Annotated in this window: 18 protein-coding genes; 16 read left to right on the top strand and 2 right to left on the bottom strand. The window is 37.1% G+C overall.

The features are described 5' to 3' along the window. The first annotated feature begins 80 nt into the window (after positions 1-80). The 4 genes from galK (at position 81) to lnt (ending at position 4,899) form a co-directional block, all read left to right on the top strand. The gene (galK, locus tag C0975_RS05730) at positions 81-1,238 is read left to right on the top strand and encodes a galactokinase (protein WP_101775433.1); all 1,158 of its coding nucleotides are present in this window, start codon (positions 81-83) and stop codon (positions 1,236-1,238) included. Next, entirely contained in the window at positions 1,232-2,260 is a 1,029-nt protein-coding gene (gene galM / locus C0975_RS05735) for a galactose-1-epimerase (RefSeq protein WP_101775434.1), read from the top strand. The genes galK and galM overlap by 7 nt, the downstream gene beginning before the upstream one ends. A gap of 122 nt (positions 2,261-2,382) precedes the next feature. Beyond that, positions 2,383-3,285, top strand: a complete 903-nt coding sequence (gene corC, locus C0975_RS05740; protein WP_101775435.1) for a CNNM family magnesium/cobalt transport protein CorC — start codon at positions 2,383-2,385, stop codon at positions 3,283-3,285. 60 nt (positions 3,286-3,345) lie between these two features. After that, positions 3,346-4,899: an apolipoprotein N-acyltransferase gene (gene lnt, locus C0975_RS05745; RefSeq protein ID WP_101775436.1), complete on the top strand. Its 1,554-nt coding sequence runs from the start codon at positions 3,346-3,348 to the stop codon at positions 4,897-4,899. 82 nt (positions 4,900-4,981) lie between these two features. On the opposite strand, the gene infA is transcribed toward lnt, so the two are convergent. Then, positions 4,982-5,200 (bottom strand): translation initiation factor IF-1, encoded by a 219-nt coding sequence (gene infA / locus C0975_RS05750; protein WP_101775437.1) that lies wholly within the window; start codon positions 5,198-5,200, stop codon positions 4,982-4,984. Between the two features lie 184 nt (positions 5,201-5,384). Here infA and rfbB point away from each other — a divergent pair, with 184 nt between their 5' ends. The 12 genes from rfbB (at position 5,385) to cpdA (ending at position 16,886) form a co-directional block, all read left to right on the top strand. Continuing rightward, entirely contained in the window at positions 5,385-6,428 is a 1,044-nt protein-coding gene (rfbB, locus tag C0975_RS05755; RefSeq protein ID WP_101775438.1) for a dTDP-glucose 4,6-dehydratase, read from the top strand. A gap of 104 nt (positions 6,429-6,532) precedes the next feature. Next, positions 6,533-7,831: an aminopeptidase PepB gene (gene pepB, locus C0975_RS05760; protein WP_101775463.1), complete on the top strand. Its 1,299-nt coding sequence runs from the start codon at positions 6,533-6,535 to the stop codon at positions 7,829-7,831. A gap of 9 nt (positions 7,832-7,840) precedes the next feature. Continuing rightward, the gene (gene ndk, locus C0975_RS05765; RefSeq protein WP_101775439.1) at positions 7,841-8,260 is read left to right on the top strand and encodes a nucleoside-diphosphate kinase; all 420 of its coding nucleotides are present in this window, start codon (positions 7,841-7,843) and stop codon (positions 8,258-8,260) included. A gap of 247 nt (positions 8,261-8,507) precedes the next feature. Beyond that, entirely contained in the window at positions 8,508-9,662 is a 1,155-nt protein-coding gene (metK, locus tag C0975_RS05770; RefSeq protein WP_101775440.1) for a methionine adenosyltransferase, read from the top strand. A 46-nt stretch (positions 9,663-9,708) separates the two neighbouring features. Further along, on the top strand, positions 9,709-10,218 hold the full coding sequence (locus C0975_RS05775) for a SprT family zinc-dependent metalloprotease (protein ID WP_101775441.1): 510 nt from the start codon (positions 9,709-9,711) through the stop codon (positions 10,216-10,218). A 50-nt stretch (positions 10,219-10,268) separates the two neighbouring features. After that, the gene (locus tag C0975_RS05780; protein WP_101775442.1) at positions 10,269-10,811 is read left to right on the top strand and encodes an opacity family porin; all 543 of its coding nucleotides are present in this window, start codon (positions 10,269-10,271) and stop codon (positions 10,809-10,811) included. Between the two features lie 171 nt (positions 10,812-10,982). Continuing rightward, positions 10,983-12,878 (top strand): molecular chaperone HtpG, encoded by a 1,896-nt coding sequence (htpG, locus tag C0975_RS05785; RefSeq protein ID WP_101775443.1) that lies wholly within the window; start codon positions 10,983-10,985, stop codon positions 12,876-12,878. A 78-nt stretch (positions 12,879-12,956) separates the two neighbouring features. Then, entirely contained in the window at positions 12,957-13,301 is a 345-nt protein-coding gene (locus C0975_RS05790) for an ArsC family reductase (protein ID WP_101775444.1), read from the top strand. A 59-nt stretch (positions 13,302-13,360) separates the two neighbouring features. Next, positions 13,361-14,497, top strand: coding sequence for a succinyl-diaminopimelate desuccinylase (gene dapE / locus C0975_RS05795; protein ID WP_101775445.1), 1,137 nt, complete (start codon positions 13,361-13,363; stop codon positions 14,495-14,497). After that, the gene (locus C0975_RS05800) at positions 14,494-15,180 is read left to right on the top strand and encodes a M15 family metallopeptidase (RefSeq protein ID WP_101775446.1); all 687 of its coding nucleotides are present in this window, start codon (positions 14,494-14,496) and stop codon (positions 15,178-15,180) included. Before dapE ends, C0975_RS05800 begins: the two co-directional genes overlap by 4 nt. Positions 15,181-15,259: 79 nt before the next feature. Continuing rightward, positions 15,260-15,898, top strand: coding sequence for an ADP-ribose diphosphatase (nudF, locus tag C0975_RS05805; protein ID WP_101775447.1), 639 nt, complete (start codon positions 15,260-15,262; stop codon positions 15,896-15,898). Positions 15,899-16,055: 157 nt separating this feature from the next. Next, positions 16,056-16,886: a 3',5'-cyclic-AMP phosphodiesterase gene (gene cpdA / locus C0975_RS05810; protein ID WP_101775448.1), complete on the top strand. Its 831-nt coding sequence runs from the start codon at positions 16,056-16,058 to the stop codon at positions 16,884-16,886. A 58-nt stretch (positions 16,887-16,944) separates the two neighbouring features. Here the strand turns inward: cpdA and C0975_RS05815 are convergent, their stop codons facing one another. Then, a complete protein-coding gene (locus C0975_RS05815) occupies positions 16,945-18,120 on the bottom strand; it encodes an FAD-dependent monooxygenase (protein WP_101775449.1) in 1,176 nt (391 codons plus the stop codon). Positions 18,121-18,179: the final 59 nt, after the last annotated feature.

Below are 18,179 nucleotides of genomic sequence, written 5' to 3' on the forward strand. Positions count from 1 at the left end.
AAGCATTATGTTAACTGGGGTTGAATACCCTTAAATAGAATTAAGAACTCTGTAAAAGAACAATAAAAAAGGAATATGAAATGACACCACAGCAATCAGCTCAAACTTTATTCCAACAAAAATTTAATACTGAACCGACTTTAAATGTTTATGCGCCAGGACGAGTGAATATTATTGGTGAACATACAGATTATAACGATGGTTTTGTCATGCCTTGTGCGATTAATTATGGTACAGCAATTAGCGGGCAAGCGCGCGAAGACAGCATTTTTAAAGTGTTTGCAGCTGATCTTGCCCAATGGGATGAATTTGATTTAGCCCAACCAATTGAACCAGAATTAAGTAAAAAGTGGACTGGTTATGTACGTGGTGTTGTGAAATTTATTCAACAGTGCTGTCCAGAATTTAAGTGCGGTGCAAATCTAGTGATTTCAGGTAATGTTCCTTTATCTGCTGGTTTGAGTTCATCTGCATCATTAGAAGTGGCAGTGGGTAAATTCTGTCAACAGTTAGCAAATTTAGCGTTGACTAATACTGAAATCGCCTTGATTGGACAACAAGCCGAAAATCAATTTGTGGGTTGTCAATGTGGCAATATGGATCAGTTGATTTCAGCACTAGGTCAAAAAGATCATTTATTAATGATCGATTGTCGTAGTTTAGAGACTATCCCTACGCCTATTCCTGAGAATATTGCGGTAATGATTGTCAATTCTCATGTGAAACATGACTTAGTCGCAGGTGAATATAATACCCGTCGTCAACAATGTGAAAAGGCTGCTCAATTTTTTGGAGTAAAAGCGTTACGCGATGTTTCCATTAAACAATTTAAGCAAAAAGAAGCAGAATTGACTGCACTTGATCCAGAAGTGGCTAAACGTGCTCGTCATGTCGTGACAGAAAACCAGCGCGTGCTAGATGCAGTTAAAGCATTACAAGCTGGTAATCTCACATTATTAGGTGAATTAATGGCACAGTCTCATGCTTCAATGCGTGATGATTTTGAGATTACTGTACCACAAATCGATTATTTAGTTGAACTTGCGCAAGTTGCCATTGGTAATGCTGGGGGCGCTCGAATGACTGGTGGCGGTTTTGGTGGTTGTATTGTTGCTGTTGCACCAATTGAAAAAGTAGAGGCTGTGCGTCAAATCATTGCAGATAACTATGAAAAACACACGGGTTTAAAAGAAGATTTTTATGTATGTACAGCATCGCAAGGAGTGGCTGTATGTTGATTCAAACTGCACAAGGAAATGCGCCAGATGGCTTGCCATTTCAGGTCTTCACTTTAACAAATAGTCATGGTATGTCCATTCAAATGATGGATTGGGGCGCAACATGGATATCTTGCAAAGTGCCCGTTAAAAATCAATTACGCGAAGTATTATTAGGCTGTCAATTAGAAGATTATCTCGTACAGCAAGCTTATTTAGGGGTGACTGTTGGGCGTTATGCAAATCGTATTGCACAGGGGCAGTTTGAGCTAAATGGCAAATCTTTCCAATTGAGTCAGAATCAGGGAAAACATCAATTGCATGGTGGTTTGCATAGCTTTGATCGGCAACGTTGGCAGTTGGTTAAGTGCGGTCAGAATTTTGTGAGTTTTATGTTGTATTCTACTGATGGTGATCAAGGTTTTCCTGGAAATGTTGAGGTTGCCGTGACTTATACATTGACTGAGAGCAATTGTGTTGAAATTACGTTTGATGCTAAAGCGGATCAAGATACACCGTTAAATTTAACGAACCATGCTTATTTTAATTTAAATGATGCAGATTATGGTTGTGATATTCGTAACCATCATTTGCAGTTAAATGCTGCTCAGTATTTGCCTGTTGATCAAGCAGGTATACCGAATGCACCATTAAAGTCTGTGCAACAAACAAGCTTTGATTTTCGGCAGATGAAGCAAATTGCACAAGATTTTTTACAAGATGAGCAATTATTAGTAAAAGGCTACGATCATGCTTTCTTATTGGGCGACAATAAAGAGGAAATGTGTGCGATTTTAACAGCACAAGATGGTTCACTGAGTTTACGAGTATCGACTTCGCAGCCAGCACTACAAGTGTATACAGGTAACTTTCTTGCTGGAACGCCAAATCGCTTTGCTGGAGTTTATACTGACTATGCAGGTATAGCGTTAGAAACACAGGCATTACCAGATACACCTAATCATCCAGAATGGTGGCAGTTAGGAGGAATAAGTCGCGCAAATGAGAAATATCATCACTGGACACAATTTCAATTTTTATAACATTATAATAATCAATGCGAATTGTTGTTTTGCCCCACTGTCTAGGGGCTTTTTTTTGCTATTATTGAGGAAATATGTTAATTTTCAACGGTCAATGTTGACGGAAACTTATTCAAATTTTTATGATAAACGAAGACCACTCGAATACTAATCAAACTGAACATTTGCAAAAGAAAAGTTTTTTTCAATCTTTATTTGGGCGTTTTTTCCAAGGGGAGCTAAAGAATCGCGAGGAGCTTGTTGAAGTTATTCGTGATTCAGAACAAAATGATCTTATTGATCAGGATACACGAGAGATGATTGAAGGCGTGATGGAAATCGCCGAATTACGAGTACGTGACATCATGATTCCTCGTTCACAAATTGTGTTTATTCAAACTGATCAAAATCTCGATTCTTGTCTTGATACGATTATTGAATCTGCTCACTCTCGTTTTCCTGTGATTGCCGATGAGCGAGATAATATTGCGGGGATTTTACATGCTAAGGATTTACTCAAGTTTTTACGCTCTAATGCTGAAGAGTTTGATTTAATGCCATTACTTCGCCCTGCGGTAATTGTGCCAGAAAGTAAGCGTGTTGATCGGATGTTGAAAGATTTTCGTTCTGAACGTTTTCATATGGCTATTGTCGTAGATGAGTTTGGTGCAGTATCTGGCTTAGTGACTATTGAAGATATTCTTGAGCAAATTGTTGGTGATATTGAAGATGAATTTGATGAAGAAGAAATTGTCAATGTACGTCAGCTTTCGCGCCATACTTACGCAGTACGCGCATTAACAGACATCGAAGATTTTAATCAACAATTTAATACGCATTTTGCCGATGAAGAAGTGGATACTATCGGTGGTGTGGTAATGCAAGCTTTCGGTTATTTACCGAAGCGCGGTGAAGATATTACTCTGGAAGGTATTAATTTTAAAGTGACTTCAGCTGATAGCCGCCGGCTTATTCAATTGCGTGTGACTGTTACGGATGAACAATTAGCCGAGATTGTGAAAGCGGAAGAAGCGAAAGAAGATTAATCGTTAATGAGTTTAACAATTAGCACGAGTTTTTACTCGTGCTTAATTATTTGGAACAAAATGAAGAAACATATTTGGGTTTATTTAATCGCAATTATTTCTGGGGCAATGGGTGTTTTCGCATTTTCTCCTTTTGATTATTGGGGATTTGCTTATATCGCTTTACTGGGCTTGATTTTTGTTGTGAAAACTGCTGAAAAACGGACCGCACTTTGGGGAGCATTTTGGTGGGGGGTAGCTTTCTTTACCTTTGGCGTGAATTGGTTACATGTGAGCATACATCACTTTGGAGGAACGCCTCTCATTGTGAGTTATCTACTTGTTGTTGTGTTAGCCGCATATCTCGCGCTCTATCCTGTACTTTTTGCCTATTTAGTACGCCGTTTTCAAGTTAACAGCCTAGCAATGTACCCTGTGATCTGGACTTTTACAGAGTTTCTACGAGGCTGGATTTTTACGGGGTTTCCATGGTTACAATTTGGTTATAGCCAAATTGATAGTCCATTTGCCCATTTAGCACCTTTATTTGGTGTGACGGGTGTCACTTTCTTTGTTATGTGGGTCAGTGCAATCATCTTTAGCATTATTACTGCATTACTTCATCAACCAAGAAAATTAAATGTTGCTCTGATTAATGTTGCGTTACTGGTCGTAGTGAGTAGTTTGAGTGCTTATACATCACAAATAAATTATGTGAAGCAAGTGAAAGAGAAAGGACTTAAAGTAACTTTAGCACAAGGCAATATTGAACAAAATTTGAAATGGGATCCTGATTATCTTTATAAAACCTTAGATATTTACCACAAGTTAATCGCGCGACACTTAGGTAAAACAGATGTTATTATTTTGCCTGAATCTGCATTGCCTGTATTAGAAAATCGTATTCAGCCTTTTTTTAAAGGATTACAAGAATTAGCTTATCAAAGCGGTACAGAAGTGATCGTTGGTACAGTATATCAAGATGAAATACAAGATAAGCTATTTAACTCGATTGTCACATTAGGTAATAAAACTCAGTCTTATTCACTTGACACGGCAAATCGTTACAATAAGCATCATCTTGTACCTTTTGGTGAGTATGTGCCCTTAGAAATGATCTTGCGCCCACTCGGTAACGTATTTAATTTACCAATGTCTGCTTTTCAAGCTGGTGATGAGGTACAATCGCCATTACAAGTGAAAAATCAGCATTTCACTGCTGCGATTTGCTATGAAATTATTTTAGGTGAACAGCTACGCCAAAATATGCAAAAAGAAACAGATTTTATTTTAACAGTTTCAAATGATGCATGGTTTGGTGATTCAATTGGTCCTTGGCAGCATTTGCAGATGGCGAGAATGCGAGCATTAGAACTCGGAAAACCAGTTATTCGCGCAACGAATACAGGCATTAGTGTATTTATTGATGAACAGGGTAAAATTGTGGCGCAAGCACCACAATTTGTTGAAACGACATTAACCTATCACATAAGCCCAACAGAAGGTAAAACACCTTATTCTGTTTTAGGCAATCTACCAATTTATGCTTTATCTCTATTACTTTTGTTAATGAGAGGATTTAATGTATTGATTCGACGTCGCCTTCAAGCCAATATTGATTTAAGTACAAACTAGAAACTAAAAACCACTTTTTAAAAGTGGTTTTTTATTAGCATTAAAAAAGCACTAATCATCAGTGCTTTTTAGTGACTATTGATTAACGACTACGGAAAATAATACGCCCTTTATTTAAGTCATATGGTGTCATTTCAATAGTTACTTTATCACCAGTCAAAATGCGAATATAGTTTTTACGCATTTTGCCAGAAATATGAGCGGTCACAATATGACCATTTTCTAATTCAACACGAAACATCGTGTTTGGCAAGGTTTCTAAAATTGTCCCTTGCATTTCAATGCAATCTTCTTTTGCCATTGGTTCCTCTGAATAAACTACAAATGTTTACCGCACTGATTAAGTTGGCGGAATCTTTTTAATAAATACTCGCGAATTATACAGTTTTTGTCTTGTTCAGGAAAGTTTTTATTATATTGGTTTCAAGAACAAGGTAAGATAAGCTACTGTGAATAGTAGCTCTTAAAATAAAAGAATAAAAGTAATGAAAAAAATTTTAATCACAGGTGGTGCTGGTTTTATTGGTTCAGCGTTAATTCGCTATATTCTGGCTCAAACGCAAGATTGGGTGATTAATGTAGATAAATTGACTTATGCGAGCAATCTTGATGCTTTAAAAATAGCAGCTGAACAGCCACGTTATTTTTTTGAACAAGTTGATATCAATGATGACAAGAATATGAAGCGTATTTTTCAGCAATATCAACCTGACTGTGTGATGCATTTAGCAGCAGAAAGTCATGTGGATCGTTCCATTGCTGGTGCTGAGGCATTTATCCAAGCGAATATTGTTGGTACTTATCGCTTACTAGAAGTTACACGAGGTTATTGGGAAACTTTGCCTGAATCTAAAAAAGCGAATTTCCGTTTTCACCATATTTCCACAGATGAGGTATTTGGTGATTTAAATCTAGATGAGTCTGCATTTACAGAGACTTCAGCTTATTGTCCAAGTAGTCCTTATTCTGCTTCGAAGGCAGCAAGTGATCATTTAGTTCGTGCTTGGCAGCGTACTTATGGTTTACCTATATTAGTGACGACTAGCTCAAATAATTATGGTCCTTATCAACATGCTGAAAAATTGATTCCATTTATGCTTCAACAAGCATTACATGCAAGACCTTTGACGCTATATGGGAACGGACAGCAGCGGCGAGATTGGTTATTTGTCGATGATCATGTTAAAGCACTCTATTTAGTCTTGACCCAAGGGCAAGTGGGTCAAACTTATAATATTGCAGCACAAGATGAACGAACGAATTTTTGTGTTGTGACTGAGATTTGTTACATATTAAATCACTTAAACGAAAGGGGAAAATTGTCTGATTTTTCAATTGATCTCGCTGATATTGATGATTTTAATCGGCTGATTACTTTTGTGACTGACCGTCCTGGTCATGATGTACGTTATGCGATGGAAACAAGTAAGATTTATACTGAATTAGGGTGGAAACCTGAAATTTCTTTTGCAGTTGGTTTACGAAGAACAGTTGAATGGTATGTGAATTATTTTTCACAGAAATGTTAAAGATATTTTTATAATTGGATACTAAAGTGCGTAAAAACTGGTATAGTGAAACGCACTTTATTTTTGTTATCACAATTCATGTAATAAAAGGATGTTTTATGCCAATGCAAATTAGCCTATCAACTCAAGCTGCAAGTGAAGTTTGGGGGAAAAATGCACTACTGAGTTTTCATCATGATCAAGCCATCATTCATATTTCTGCCAATATTGACCGCACTTTAGTACAAAAAGCAGCACGTAAATTACGTAATCAAGGAATTAAAGATGTAGAATTAGTTGGTGAAAACTGGGATTTAGAGAGTTGTTGGGCGTTTTATCAAGGCTTTTATACTGCAAAACAAGATTATGTATTGGCGTTCCCACATCTTGATGATGAGCCACAAGCAGAGTTATTGGCACGTATTGAATGTGGCGATTTTGTACGTGAAATTATTAATTCACCGGCAGAAATTATTACGCCTCTTGTATTAGCAAAACGTGCGGCTGAATTCATTGAACAGCAAGCAGAAGAATATGCAGATAAAAGTGCGGTAAGTTTTACGATTATTTCTGGTGAAGAATTAAGAGCGAAGAATTACCAAGGTATTTGGCATGTAGGACGAGGTTCGGCAAATCCACCAGCAATGTTGCAATTAGATTTTAATCCAACAGGTAAAGTAGATGCACCAGTTCTTGCTTGTTTAGTCGGTAAAGGGATTACTTTTGATAGTGGCGGGTATAGCATCAAACCAAGCGAAGGTATGAGCACCATGCGTACTGATATGGGTGGGGCAGCACTTGTTACTGGAGCATTGGGGTTAGCTATTGCACGTGGTTTGCAACAACGTGTTAAGTTATATTTATGTTGTGCAGAAAATTTGGTGAGTAGTAATGCTTTTAAATTAGGCGATATTATTACTTATCGTAATGGTGTAACAGCTGAAATTTTAAATACAGATGCGGAAGGGCGTTTGGTATTGGCTGATGGTTTAATTGAGGCTGATGAGCAGCAACCACAAGTGATTGTTGATTGTGCCACTTTAACTGGTGCAGCAAAAATGGCAGTTGGTAATGACTATCACTCAGTGCTGTCTATGGATGATAAATTAGTCGAAGCTTTATTTACTTCAGCACGTGCAGAACAAGAGCCTTTCTGGCGTTTGCCTTTCGCTGAATTACATCGTTCACAAATTAGTACTGCTTTTGCTGATATTGCTAACATAGGGACTGTACCAGTTGGTGCTGGAGCAAGTACTGCAACAGCATTTTTGTCTTACTTTGTCAAAAATTACCAACAAAATTGGTTGCATATTGATTGTTCAGCAACCTACCGTAAAACAGCAAGTGATGTATGGGCAGTTGGCGCAACAGGTATTGGTGTGCAAACATTAGCACATTTCTTATTAAATAAAGCACGTGTTTAAGGATTAAAAATGGCATTAGAAAGAACATTATCTCTTATTAAGCCCGATGCAGTACAACGCAATTTAATTGGCACAATTCTCATGCGTTTTGAGCAGGCTGGTTTTCGAATTGTAGGCGCTAAAATGTTGCGTTTAACGCAAGAGCAGGCAGAAGGGTTTTATATTGAACATCAAGGCAAAGAATTCTTTGCTGATTTAGTGGCTTATATGATGTCAGCACCTGTAGTTGCGTTAGTGTTAGAGAAGGAAAATGCAGTTAAAGATTACCGCACTTTGATTGGTGCAACGAATCCAGAACAGGCAGCTGTTGGTACGATTCGCCGAGATTTTGCTTTGAATGGTCGACATAATTCAGTACATGGCTCCGATAGTTTAGAAAGTGCTAAAAGAGAAATTGCTTATTTCTTTGTGGAGCAAGAGCTTTTTTAACCTGAAGTAATTTTTAGCATAAAAATACCACAATAAGCCCTACTTAGTGTAACTAGTGGGGCTGTTTATTATCTGTCCAAACCTAAACCTATTCTAGGTTAAACCACCCTTATTTCATCATAACTATGATGTAAACTTACAATTTCTCTTTGTAATAAATACTTGCCTTTTATATTTAAAAGCGTATGATTAGCCGTCTAGATGGCGATGCCGCTTAAAGTATTTTAAAATTAGTTAGGGAATATTCATGTCAAGTTATTTATTTACGTCTGAATCGGTGTCAGAAGGGCATCCAGATAAAATTGCAGATCAAATTTCTGATGCTGTACTCGATGAGATTTTAAAACAAGATCCTAAAGCACGTGTCGCTTGTGAAACTTATGTAAAAACAGGTATGGCATTAGTCGGTGGCGAAATTACGACATCTGCTTGGGTAGATATTGAAAATCTTGCACGCCAAGTCATTTGTGATATTGGTTATACTTCTTCTGAAATGGGCTTTGATGGCCATTCATGTGCAGTATTAAATGCGATTGGAAAACAATCTTCTGATATTAATCAAGGAGTGGACCGTGAAAATCCATTAGATCAAGGAGCTGGTGATCAAGGCATCATGTTCGGTTATGCGACAAATGAAACAGATGTATTAATGCCTGCAGCAATTACTTATGCACATCGCTTAATGGAACGTCAGGCAAATGTGCGTAAAGCAGGAACATTGCCTTGGTTGCGTCCTGACGCGAAAAGTCAAGTGACTTTAAAGTATGAAGATAACAAGATTGTTGGGGTGGATGCAGTAGTGCTTTCAACTCAGCATTGTGACAGCATTACGCAGAAAGATTTACATGAAGCTGTCATGGAAGAAATCATCAAACCTGTTTTACCAAATGAATGGCTATCAAAAGAAACGAAATATTTTATTAACCCTACTGGCCGTTTTGTTATTGGTGGCCCAATGGGAGATTGTGGCTTAACAGGACGTAAAATTATTGTAGATACCTATGGTGGTGCTGCTCGTCACGGTGGTGGCGCATTCTCTGGTAAGGATCCATCAAAAGTAGATCGTTCTGCAGCTTATGCGGCACGTTATGTCGCTAAAAACATTGTGGCTGCTGGTTTAGCTGATCGTTGTGAAATTCAACTGTCTTATGCAATTGGTGTTGCAGAGCCAACATCTATTATGGTGGAAACGTTTGGTACGGGTAAAGTAGCGAACGAATTATTAGTTAAATTAGTACGTGAATTCTTCGATTTACGTCCGTATGGTTTAATAAAAATGCTTGATTTAATTCAACCTATTTATCGTGAAACTGCGGCTTATGGGCATTTTGGTCGTGAACAATTCCCTTGGGAAAAAATTGATCGTGCTGAAGAATTGCGTAGCGCAGCGGGTTTAAAATAATTTCATCGTAATAACGTAAGGCGACATAGTTCGCCTTCTTTTTTATATGCAACAAGACACGCAATTTCGTCATTTAAAAATGCAAGTACAACGTAAATTAATCCATTGTTTACAGCTTGCTGAAATACATTTCAAATGCACCTTCCCTGTTCCAGTTGTAACATATCAGATACGTGGAGTAAAAGCGGGTGTCGCTTATTTACAACGCAATGAAATTAGATTAAATCCTATTTTATTATTAGAAAATCGTGAAGAATTTATTGCTCAGGTTGTACCACACGAATTAGCACATTTAATTGTCTATCAAGTTTTTGGACGAGTGCAACCGCATGGTAAAGAATGGCGAGAAGTTATGGCGGTTGTGTTTGATTTAGAGCCAAAAGTATATCATCAGTTTGATATTACTGGTGTGAAAGGAAACACTGTAACCTATCATTGTGCATGCCGAGAACATCATCTTACAATGCGAAGGCATCATAATGTACAAAATAAAAAAGCTGTTTATTTATGTAAAGATTGTAAATCTAGGTTGAATTTAAAGCTAGATTCTATATGACTATGCTATACTCAGTCTGCATTTAATCATTAATCAAAGAGGATGTTATAATGAAAAAATCATTACTAGTATTAGCAATGGGGACATTATTTGCTACGACAGCCAGTGCAAATTTTTATGTTCAAGGTGATATTGGTGTATCTAAAACTAAATTCAGTGCATATCCAGTGTTAGGTGATACAAAATTTGAGCCTCGTATTAGCGTTGGCTATGATTTTGGTGCTTTTCGTTTAGCAGCTGATTATACTCATTATGGTAAGTTTTCTGGTAAACATTATAATGAATCGATTACTGCAAAAGTATATGGTTTAGGTTTTTCGGCATTTTATGATTTTAATGTGAATTCTACAATTAAACCTTATATTGGGGCTCGTTTAGCATCAAATGTTTTTGATATTCAAAATACGGGTCCAAGCTATTTTAGAGATTCTAAAACGTCAAAATTAGGTTATGGTGCTATTGTTGGTGCTCAGTATAATTTGGCAAATAATTTATCTCTAAATGGTGGTATTGAATATAATAGTTTAGGTCATTCCCCAGATACTAATATTAATCAATACGGTGCTAAAGTCGGTCTACGTTACGACTTCTAATCTAGATTAATTCACAGAGTATTCATCCAAGTGCGGTCAAAAAATCAAAAATTTTGACCGCACTTTTCTTTTTCTTATTGTAATAAAATTTTCTCCTGACTCTTGAAATTCGTGTTTCTGTACTTATATCAGACTGCACTTATGTATGATTTATCAGAAAAGGAAAATATTATGTCGAATAATCAAGAAACACGTGGTTTTCAATCAGAAGTCAAACAACTTTTGCAACTCATGATTCATTCTCTCTATTCTAATAAAGAAATTTTCTTACGTGAGCTGATTTCAAATGCTTCTGATGCAGCAGATAAACTACGCTTTAAAGCGCTTTCTGCACCAGAGCTCTATGAAGGCGATGGCGATTTAAAAGTACGTATCAGTTTTGATGAAGATAAAGGCACGTTAACAATCAGTGATAATGGTATTGGTATGACGCGTGCACAAGTGATTGATCATTTAGGGACGATCGCCAAATCTGGGACAAAAGAGTTTTTAAGTTCATTAGGCAGTGATCAAGCAAAAGATAGCCAATTAATTGGACAGTTTGGGGTTGGTTTCTATTCTGCTTTTATTGTAGCAGATAAAGTAACAGTGAAAAGCCGTGCAGCAGGTGAGAGTATTGATAAAGCGGTACTTTGGGAGTCTGCGGGAGAAGGGGAATATTCGGTAGCCGATGTTGAGAAAAAACAGCGTGGTACGGAAATTACCTTACATTTACGTACAGATGAAAAGGAATTTTTAAATGAATGGCGTTTACGTGAAATTATCAGTAAATATTCTGATCATATTGGTCTACCAGTAGAAATTCTTGCTAAATCTTATGATGATGAAGGGAAAGAAACAGGTATTAAATGGGAGAAAATTAATAAAGCGCAAGCATTATGGACTCGATCAAAAAATGAGATTTCAGAAGAAGAATATAAAGAGTTCTATAAACATGTGAGTCATGATTTTGCTGATCCTCTCTTATGGGCACACAATAAAGTAGAAGGCAATCAGGAATATACCAGTTTGCTCTATGTACCAGCTAAAGCACCTTGGGATTTGTTTAATCGAGAACATAAACAGGGCTTAAAACTCTATGTTCAACGCGTATTTATTATGGATGACGCCGAGCAATTTATGCCAAATTATTTGCGTTTTATGCGTGGATTAATTGATAGTAATGATTTGCCATTGAATGTATCACGTGAAATTCTACAAGATAATAAAGTGACTGCGGCGTTACGTAAAGCCTTAACGAAACGTTCATTGCAAATGTTAGAAAAATTAGCGAAAGATGATGCACAAAAATATCAATCATTCTGGCAAGAATTTGGTTTAGTATTAAAAGAGGGACCCGCAGAAGATTTCGCGAATAAAGAAACCATTGCAAAGTTATTACGTTTTGCTTCAACACATAATGAGAGCAGTGAGCAGACTGTGTCGCTAGAAGATTATGTGGCACGTATGAAAGAAGGACAAAAAGCGATTTATTACATTACCGCAGATACTTACATTGCGGCTAAAAATAGTCCGCATTTAGAGCTATTTAATAAGAAAGGTATTGAAGTGTTGTTACTTTCTGATCGTATTGATGAGTGGATGCTAAGTTACTTGACTGAATTTGATGGCAAAGCGTTGCAAACAATTAGCAAAGCTGACTTGGATTTAGGTGATTTAGCGGATAAAGAGCAAGAAAATCACAAGGCACAAGATGAACAATATGCTTCATTTATTGAACGAGTGAAAAATTTATTAGGTGAGCGTGTGAAAGAAGTACGTTTAACTCACCGTTTAACGGATACACCAGCAGTTGTTTCGACAGGTAGTGATCAAATGACTACTCAAATGGCTAAGTTGTTTGCTGCGGCGGGTCAAACTATGCCAGAAGTAAAATATACATTTGAATTAAATCCTGAGCACAGTTTAGTTCAGAAAGTCGCAGATATTGCTGATGAACAACAGTTTGCCGATTGGATTGAATTGCTGTTAGAACAGGCGATGTTAGCTGAGCGTGGTTCGTTAGAAAACCCAGTTGCATTTATTAAACGTATGAATGCATTACTTGGAAAATTGACAAACCACTAAGTTAAAAAAGTGATAAACTAAATCCTCGATAAAAAATCGAGGATTTTTGTTTATTAGCTCAAGATAAAAGGACATACAATGATTACAGTTTATGGTATTAAGAACTGCGATACTGTCAAAAAAGCCTTGAAATGGCTTGTGGATAATAATGTTCCCCATCAATTGCATGATTACCGTGTAGCAGGCTTAGATAAGAATTGGCTGATACAAGCAGAAAAACAATTTGGCTGGGATAATTTAGTGAATAAACGCAGTACGACTTGGCGCAATCTTGATGAATCAATCAAAGAAACTTTATCAAAACAGACCGCACTTGATGTGCTTTTAGCACAGCCAACGTTGATAAAACGTCCAATTATTTTGCAGCAAGATAAAGCGTTAATTGGTTTTAATGTAAAAGAGTACGAAGCTTGTTTTAAATAAGAATACAGTTAGGGCAGATTGCAAAGTCTGCCCTTTGTTATGTGAAAGTGCGGTGTGAAATGAAACAAAATATAATTTCTCTAGCAAGTGAGTTAATTCGTCGACCTTCGATTAGCCCTGATGATCAAGGTTGCCAACAAGTGATAGCAGAACGTTTGGAAAAACTTGGATTTCAGATTGAATGGATGCCTTTTAATAAAACATTAAATTTATGGGCAAAACATGGTTCTGGCTCTCCAGTAATTGCTTTTGCGGGTCATACTGATGTTGTACCTGTTGGCGATGAAAAGCAATGGCAATATCCACCTTTTTCAGCACAGATTGTAGATGATATATTGTATGGGCGTGGTGCAGCCGATATGAAAGGTTCTCTCGCTGCAATGATTGTTGCGCTAGAAACCTTTGTACAAGCCAAGCCTGAACATCAAGGTACTATTGCATTGCTAATAACCTCAGATGAGGAAGCTGCTGCAAAAGATGGTACGGTGCGTGTGGTTGAAACCTTATTGGCTCGTGAAGAAGCGATTGATTATTGTATTGTTGGTGAACCTTCTAGTAGTCAACAATTAGGTGATATTATCAAAAATGGTCGTCGAGGTTCAATTACTGCTAATCTTTATATTCAAGGCATTCAAGGACATGTGGCTTACCCCCATTTAGCAGAAAATCCCGTACATAAAGCATTAGCATTTTTAACGGAATTAACGGCTTATCAATGGGATCAAGGCAATGCATTTTTTCCGCCGACATCTTTGCAAATTGCCAATATTCAAGCGGGTACGGGCAGTAATAATGTGATTCCTGGGGAATTATATGTGCAATTTAATTTACGTTATTGTACGGAAATTACTGATGAGCAGATCAAATCAAAAGTAGCAGTAATGCTAGAAAAGCATCAATTACGCTATCGTATTGAATGGCATTTATCTGGTAAACCGTTTTTAACGGCAAAAGGCAAATTAGTGGACGCGACTGTGAGTGCAGTAAAAAAAGTGACCCAAAATATACCGCACTTAGATACTGGTGGTGGCACTTCTGACGCACGTTTTATCGCTTTAATGGGAGCAGAAGTCGTTGAGTTTGGTCCATTAAATAAAAGTATTCATAAAGTGAACGAATGTGTTGATGTGAACGACTTAGTTCAGTGTGGAGAAGTGTATCAACAAATTTTAAACAATCTTTTGGATTCAGTATGAGTATTAAATTAAGTGCAATGCAGTTAACGGGTAAAGTACGTAGCCATTTAGTTCATCTTCCTTGTTCTTTTTCAACTCAACATTTTTTACACAAAGATGGAGTCAAGGCATTCCAAGGATTACAACAACACGCCTTGAAAAATGGGTTTAATTTACAACCTGCGAGCAGCTTTCGTGATTTTCAACGCCAACAATTAATTTGGAATAGCAAATTTCATGGTGAGCGTAAGGTACATGATGATCATGGCAACTCCTTAGATTTGAGCATATTTTCTGATTGGCAGAAAGCGCAAGCAATTTTACGTTGGTCTGCTTTACCGGGTGCGAGTCGTCATCATTGGGGCACTGAAATTGACATTTTTGATCCAAATTTATTACCTATGGATTGTCATTTACAACTTGAACCATGGGAATATGAGCAAGGCGGATATTTCTTTGAATTGAGTCAATGGTTACAGCTGAATTTAGCGCAGTTTGATTTTGTCTTACCTTTCACAAATTTACCCTCTGAAAAACAAATTGGTTATGAGCCTTGGCACATTAGTTATTTACCTATTGCTCAATATGCAATGCAACAGTTTTCACAGGCAGTATTATTGCAGGCATGGCAGAATGAAGATATTGCAGGAAAAGTCTGTCTTGAACAGCACTTAGATGACATTTTTCAACGATTTTTAATTTAATCGTTCAATTTTTTATGAGGAAAGCATAGAAAAGCGCACGCCAGAACGCTTAAGAACAAGTTAAGGGGACAATCATAAAATGGAAATTCAACAATTTACACAACAAGATATTGAGATTTTAAATGAAGAAACCTTGTATAAGGGGTTTTTTGAGCTGAAACGAGTTCAATTTAGACACAAATTATTTGCAGGTGGTTATAGTGGAATTGTGACGCGTGAGCTATTAGTCAAAGGGGCTGCGTCAGCTGTGATTGCTTATGACCCTCAACAAGATAGCGTGATTTTAGTTGAACAAGTCCGTATTGGGGCTTATCAACCTAACTCGAATCGATCCCCTTGGTTATTAGAACTGATTGCAGGAATGGTTGAAGAAGGAGAGAAACCAGAAGAAGTCGCATTGCGTGAAAGTGAAGAGGAAGCAGGGGTAAAAGTCAGTCATTTACAGCACTGTTTAAGTGTATGGGATAGCCCAGGTGGTGTAATTGAGCGTATTCATTTATTTGTAGGAAAAGTGGATAGTACACAAGCAAAGGGTATTCATGGTTTAGCCGAAGAAAATGAAGATATCCGTGTACATGTGGTGAGCCGAGAAATAGCCTATCAGTGGATCAATGAAGGTAAAATTGATAATGGTATTGCCGTTTTAGGACTTCAATGGTTACAGCTAAATTACTCAACATTACAAAATCAGTGGAGTGAAGATAAGTTCAATATGTAAATAAAAAAATGTGATTTAGGTTTAATTTTTAAAAAAATTTCATAAAGAAATATGACCTAGCTAACACTTTTTTATTTTGGTACGTGCAATTTACTTGATAAGTCGGTAATTTATAACGAGTTTTGTATTTTTTAAATTTTAGTAGTAGGAGTTCGCTTTGTTCAGTACTTATACATATGATACATCAGCGGAAGTATTCAAATTCGTTCAAATTACTGATCCGCATTTGTTTAAGGATGAAAAGGGTGAGTTATTAGGCATCAATACACTTCAAAGTTTTAAACAGGTATTGGACGAAATCAAAGAGAGTTGTTTTGATTATGATTTTGTTCTTGCCACAGGTGATCTTGTGCAAGATAGTAGTCATGAAGGCTATTTACATTTTTGTGAACAAGTAAGAATGCTTGAAAAAATGGTGTTTTGGATTCCCGGTAATCATGATTTTCAGCCTAAGATGTTTGAAATACTCAATCAAAATCAAGGTAATTTGAGTGCTAAAAAACATATTTTACTGGGAAAACATTGGCAAATTCTGCTGTTGGACAGTCAAGTGTTTGGTGTGCCACATGGTGAATTAAGCCAATATCAAATTGATTGGTTACTTTCTAAATTAAAAGATCATCCTGAACGCTATGCTTTGATTGTTTTACATCATCATATTTTGCCAACAAATTCGGCATGGCTTGATCAACATAATTTACGTAATGCGCATGACTTAGCGGACGTGTTAGCGCCTTTTAATCATGTAAAAGGCATTTTATATGGTCATATCCATCAAGAAATGGAAGGGCAATGGCATGGCTATAAAGTAATGGCAACACCTTCTACTTGTATCCAATTCAAACCAGATCATCATAGTTTTACTTTAGACTCAGTACAACCAGGTTGGCGGGAGGTTGAACTACATCCTGACGGGCGAATTGAAACAAGAGTAAAACGAATTCAGAAAGCACAGTTTTTCCCAAATATGCATGAAGAAGGATATTAATCATAAAAAAGAGCGGTCAAAAAAATCAAGATTTTGACCGCTCTTTTTTAGTATCACTTTATAAGCCTAATGCATATTTTAAAGCTTGTTTTTTTAGTAGAGTGGCTTTGTTAGTGGCAAATAAGGCGAGATTGCGTGCAATTTTGAGTGGCAAAATATCTTCTTTAAAAGCTTTATAAAAGAGATCCATACCTGATTGCATTAACAAATTATCTGCTTTGCGTTTATGTTGATAGCGCATAAGCACTTCATCACTTGCTGGGTTTTCACCTTTTTGTGTTGCTTGTTGTAAGACCTCTAATAATGCTTTGACATCTTTAAAACCAAGATTAACGCCTTGCCCTGCTAAGGGATTGATTGTGTGAGCAGCATCACCCACTAATACGATCCCTTGTTTGAAATATTCTTGTGCATGACGGCGTGTTAATTCAAAACTGTTCGCACATTTTACTTGGACTTTTCCTAAACGTGCAGGGAAAGCCTGGTTAACTTCAGTTGTGAGTTGTTCTAGTGGAAGCTGTGTTAAGGTTTGGATACGTTGTGGACTGTCATACCAGACTAAACAGGCTTGCTGATCAAGCAAAGGTAAAAAAGCTCTTGGTCCAGAGGGATAAAATTGCTGCCATGTAATATCTTGCTGTTCCAATTCAGTGTCTACAATCATTAACATACAACTTTGGCGATATTGCCAACCTGTTAAACCAATGCCTGCAATTTGGCGGAGCTGTGAATTTGCGCCATCTGCGGCGACAATCAAAGGTGCTGAATACATATCACCATTTTCAAGTAAAATTTGCCAATGTTGACCGCACTTTGTCACTTCTTTGATTGGTGAGCAAAGTGTGGTTTGTATGGTTTTAACTGACTGAATTGCCTGCCATAATCCTAATTGAATTAGATTGTTTTCGACCATAAATCCTAATTCAGAAAGTTTTAGTTCATCACTATGAAAATAGGTTGAAAAACCCTCTATTTCCCAAGTTTCTAAAGCACGATAAGGACAAATTCTCGTTTTCTCAATATGTTGCCACGCAGTTAATTGTTTTAATAAATTAACTGAGGCGACACTAATTGCAGAAATACGCAAGTCGTAAGGAGAATGAGGCGAAAAGTGAGGCAAAGCCTGTTGTTCGATGAGCTGGATATGATGTCCTTGCTGACCTAATCCTAACGCACAAGCTGCACCAACCATCCCGCCGCCTATTACAATAATGTCTTTTGGTATGACCGCCATTGTTTCTTTCCTTTTATTTTTTGCCAACTATTCTACCGCCAACGAAGGAAATTCAAAAG

It is taken from the genome of Pasteurella oralis (assembly GCF_002850605.1).
GTDB lineage: Bacteria > Pseudomonadota > Gammaproteobacteria > Enterobacterales > Pasteurellaceae > Pasteurella > Pasteurella oralis.